We start from the raw sequence: 4,707 nt of genomic DNA, 5'->3' as shown, positions 1-4,707 counted from the left end.
TCGGTCACCGCCAGCGACGGCCGCCAGGTGGAGTCGAGCAGCGCCTGACGCGGATCGGTGGTGACGGGCAATACCGTGCCGCCGTTCTGGCCGCAGGTCCAGGGCAACTTCTTCCAGACATCGTCGCCGAGAATTTTTGCCGTCGCTTCGGCTTCCGTCAAACGCCGCGACGGAATATCGCAATGAAACCCCTTCGGCAGCAGATTGCCCGTGCTCGAATCCTCGAGCCGTTCCAGCAACCGGCGCATGATCCGGAAAGTCGACGGCGCAATGCCGCCGTTCGTGCCGGAGTGGATGCCTTCGTCAAGCACTTGTACTTCCAGGTCACCCGCAACCAGGCCGCGCAGCGACGTGGTGAGCCATAACTGATCATAATTGCCCGCGCCCGAATCAAGGCAGACGACGAGGCTGACTTCTCCGAGCCGATCGCGCAGCGCGTCAACATATGGCAGCAGATCGTAGCTACCCGATTCTTCACACGTTTCGATGATGCCGACGCAACGCGGCCGTTCGATGCCTTGTGCATCGAGCGCGGCGATGGCGCTGATGGATGAGTACGTTGCGTAACCGTCGTCCGCGCCGCCGCGGCCGTACAGCTTGCCGTCTTCGAACTTGGGCGACCATGGGCCCAGGTCGCGGCGCCAGCCGTCGAACTCGGGTTGCTTGTCGAGATGGCCGTAGAGCACGATGGTGTCGCGGCTGTTCGAACGCGTGGCCGGCGCCTCGAAAAAGATCACGGGTGTGCGATCGGGCAAGCGGATTATTTCGACTTTCAGGCCACGCACTGGCTGGCGTTCGGCCCATTGCGCGGCATCCGTAATCACACGCTCGATGAAACCGTTCTTCATCCAGTCGAGATCGAACATGGGGCTCTTTGCAGGCACCGCGATGTAATCGGTCAGCGCGGGCAGGATCTCGTCATCCCACTTGCGGTCGATGAATTCACGCAAAGCGTCACGGTCGATGCGCTGTGTTTCTTGTGTAAGGTCGTCTGAGATCATGACGGGCGTCCCGGCCGTTTAAAAACGAATGATAGCCGGGATTGGCGGCGCTTCGGGCGCGGAATTGCCCGTGGAACGAATGCGAACCGAACGCGAATCGAACGCTGATATCAATGGGACCGCTTCCAGCAAAATCGGGCACAATCAGTTCCAATGAGGCGCGATCAGTCGAAAAAGCGCTACACGTCGCGTCCCGGTATGCTGAGGCCCCGTCCAGTCAGGACTCAGCAAAAAAGGAACACCGCCATGTCCGTATCCATGTATCGCGCAAGCATTCCTGTATTCATCCGCGGTCTCGACGTACTCGTTTCACTGATCGCCAAAGCCGAAACCCACGCGAAAGAGAAAGGACTGGGAGACACCGACATCACGTCGACCCGGTTGATCGAAGACATGCTGCCGTTCACCGGACAGATCCAGCGCGCAAGCGATACATCGAAGCTTTCGGCAGTTCGTCTTTCAGGCGTCGAAGCGCCGAGTTTCGACGATACCGAAACGACTTTCGCCGAGTTGCGTGAACGCTTGACGAAAACGTTGGCGTATCTGAAAACCGTCGATCAATCGACGCTCGAAGGCAGCGAAACGCGCGAGGTCACGCTGAAGCAACGCGCTGGTGAAATAACGTTCAGCGGCAGCGACTACTTGTTTTTATTCGCGCTGCCAAACTTTTATTTCCACGTGGTTACCGCGTACGACATCCTGCGCCAGCTTGGCGTGCCGGTCGGGAAACTCGATTACCTGGGCGCGATGCAATCCGCCTGACCGGACTTCAGGTTCGCGCGGCGATCTGTTTCTGCCAGCTCGTCAGAATACGTCGCGCGAGCACGGCATAGTCGCCGCCGAAATGGTGATCGCCACTCGTCTTGATCACTTCGATGCCCGTCCTGGTCAGCGCCGGGCATAACGTGTCTTCCTCGGCCTCGCCGTAGATGCACTGCACGATTCCCGGCGGCAGTTTCGCCAGTTCCGGGCGCACCTTGAACGCGTCCTTGCTTGCGGGCATGCCAAGCCAGCCGGTCACCCGGATCTGGAAATCGGCATCGGGTGCAAAGCCCATGAGCGAAACCATCGATACCTTCGCGCGCACCGCATCGGGCAGACGGTTGTAGGCGAACGGCATCACGTCCGCGCCGAACGAGTAGCCAATCAGCGCGACGTGCTCCGAATGCCAGCGGGCGCTGTACGCCTGGATCACGCGTGCCAGATCGTGCGCGGTCTGCTCGGGCGTTTTCGCGCTCCAGAAATACCGCAAGCTGTCGATGCCAATCACCGATACCCCATCCTTCTGCAATGATTCCGCGACGGTTTTATCGAGATCGCGCCAGCCGCCGTCGCCGGAAATCACGATGGCAAGCAGGTTCGTCGGATGGGCCGCGGGCAGCTCGACCAGCGGCAGATCGGACACGTCTTCGTCGTGCATCGGCTCGATCTTCAGGTGCGGCACGGCGAGCGCCAGCAACGCATCGGCTTTCGATGTGGCGGCGGGTTGCGTGGTTTTATCGAAGAAACCGGGCAGGCCTTTCGCGTGCGTGATGGTCGGATCGGGCGGGCACAGATTGAAACGCGAGTCGAGCTGCGCGTCGGGATTCAGCGCGAGCGCGCCCGCGACCGTGTTGTCCGGCGCCTGCGACAGGATCTTCGTGGCGAGTACGCCGCCCTGGCCGGAACCCATCAGGATCGGCGCGAAGTAACGGTCCGACTGCACTTCGCGTTCGAGCTGATGGCTGAGCGCTTCGGCATCGCCGACGAGGTTGTGGCAGCTTTCTTTCTCCGACGGCAGCTTCGCGGCGTAACGCGTGGTGTCGACGCCTACGACCATCGCGCCATTTTTGGCGAGCGCATCGGCGGTCTGGGTGTCGGCGGGGGTCCAGGTTTTATCGGAGAAGAGCACGATAAAACCGCGCATCGGACCAGCAGGTTTCGCGAACTGCACATCGCCGTAACGGCCGCCGGGAATCGTGGCGGCATGGGCCGCTGAAACAGCAAACAATGAAACGAACGCAATCTTGCTGAAAAAATTCATGAACGCCAGCCTCCCGCCAGCAACGAGAGATCTGCAAGCGTGAAAAACACGCCCACCGAGCCGGATGCCGCGAGATAACGCGGCTCCCAGCGCGGCTGGAACTTGCTCTTGAAACCGCGCAAGCCCCGGAAATTGTAGAAACGTCCGCCAAAACGCCAGACGAGACCGGCGAGCCGGTGCCATGGCGAGGCAAGCGGCGTCGGCTGCATGCCGGACAGCGGCGCGATGCCGAGACTCAGCGTCTGGTAACCGGCCTGCTTCAAATGCAGCGCAAGCTTGGTGAAGAGATATTCCATTGCATACGGCGATGCATCGGGCACGTGGCGCATCACGCCGACCGTGGCTTCCGTATTCATGTCGGTGGTCATGAACGTGACGAACGCCACCGGCTTGCCTTGCTGGCGAACGAGCAACACGGATTGCGCCGCGAGGTAATCGTCGTTGAACGCCGCGACCGAAAAGCTTTTCTCACGTGCTTCGCGGCCGTTCAGCCAGGCATCGGACACTTCGCGCAGCATGGGCATGGCGTACGGCACCTGTGCGGAATCGATGACTTCGACATCGAAACCATCGCGCTCGCCACGCTTTAACGCATAACGCAAATGCGCGCGATGCGAGCCCTTCAAGTCGAAATCTTCCAGCACGACGTGCGCTTCCTCGCCGAGCTTCATCAGGGTGAGACCGGCATCGAGATAAAGCGGCAGGGCGTCCGCGCGAACCTGGTAAAACGCGGCGCGGCCGCCGTGCGCGTGCGCCATTTCAACGAACCGGCGGATCAGTTCCGCCCATTCGCGGCGCGGGCCGACCGGATCATGAAGCGCCGCCCAGGTGCGGCCGTGCTTTGCGTACATCAGGAAGGCTTCGCGCGATGAAGAGAAGAGGAAACTCTTGTCGCCCATCATCGCGAGGCCTGCGTCGCTGCGTTCCTGTGCGCGGAAAATGCGGGCGGCATCGAGGAGATCCTGCGCCGCGGGTTTTTCGAAACGGCCGGCGGCCGGACGCAACAATTGCCAGACGGCGAAGAGCGCTGCAAACAGGCCCGCCGCCAGCGTGGCGCGCAAGGCGCGGGGGGCGCGTTCATCGAAGGCGAATTGCCACCAGAGATCGCGGCTGTAGTTGATATCGCGGAAGGCGAACAACATGATCCAGACCGCCAGCACGATCACGATCCCCACCGACACCAGCCAGCTCGCCGTGAAGCGCTCCGAGAGCAGCGACGAACGCCGGTTGAAGCGGTCGCGCGTGGCCAGCAGCAGCACGATCAGCAGCGCGAGCACGCCGGTCTCGACAAACGCCAGCCCCTTCGCCAGCGACAGCGCCAGGTTGGCCACCGCGAGCGTGATTGCGAGCCACCATGCGGCGTCGAGCCGGCGCAGCAGCCCGCGCGCGACAAACAACAGCACCACGCCCAGCACGCTTCCGAGCAGTTGCGAGCTTTCCAGCACCCATAACGGCAACACGGCCTGCAGCACCGCGATGCGCTTGCCGAACGCGGGCGTCGCGCCCGAAATCACGAGCATGCCGCCCACCACGAACGTCACCACGCTCAGGAACAAGGATGATCGGGCCCTGGAATCTTCACTGTCTTCGTCATGGCTTCTGCTCCTGGACTGCGGGTTAGGTGATGCCGCGTGTTGCAGCGTATCGGAAAGCGGATTTTTCTGCCGTGTACGGGCTGCTGCA

The 4,707-nt window shown here is 61.7% G+C and carries 4 protein-coding genes; 1 reads left to right on the top strand and 3 read right to left on the bottom strand.

The genetic code is table 11. From position 1 onward, the window contains the following. Positions 1-1,001: M20/M25/M40 family metallo-hydrolase (locus tag ACRXB1_RS30990; protein WP_449494216.1), on the bottom strand; the 1,001-nt coding region annotated here is incomplete at its 3' end. A 246-nt stretch (positions 1,002-1,247) separates the two neighbouring features. On the opposite strand from ACRXB1_RS30990, the gene ACRXB1_RS30985 reads away from it, so the two are divergent. Beyond that, a complete protein-coding gene (locus ACRXB1_RS30985) occupies positions 1,248-1,763 on the top strand; it encodes a DUF1993 domain-containing protein (RefSeq protein WP_062172373.1) in 516 nt (171 codons plus the stop codon). A 7-nt stretch (positions 1,764-1,770) separates the two neighbouring features. Here the strand turns inward: ACRXB1_RS30985 and ACRXB1_RS30980 are convergent, their stop codons facing one another. Together ACRXB1_RS30980 and mprF are read right to left on the bottom strand one after the other, a co-directional pair. Continuing rightward, positions 1,771-3,024, bottom strand: coding sequence for a virulence factor family protein (locus ACRXB1_RS30980; RefSeq protein ID WP_449494215.1), 1,254 nt, complete (start codon positions 3,022-3,024; stop codon positions 1,771-1,773). Further along, positions 3,021-4,707, bottom strand: a 1,687-nt coding sequence (gene mprF / locus ACRXB1_RS30975) for a bifunctional lysylphosphatidylglycerol flippase/synthetase MprF (RefSeq protein ID WP_449494214.1), incomplete at its 5' end; no start/stop codon positions are given. The genes mprF and ACRXB1_RS30980, both read right to left, overlap by 4 nt.

The organism is Caballeronia sp. M23-90, assembly GCF_053574605.1.
The sequence above is the reverse complement of the archived record's forward strand: the minus strand, read 5'-3'. Positions and strand labels throughout refer to the sequence as shown.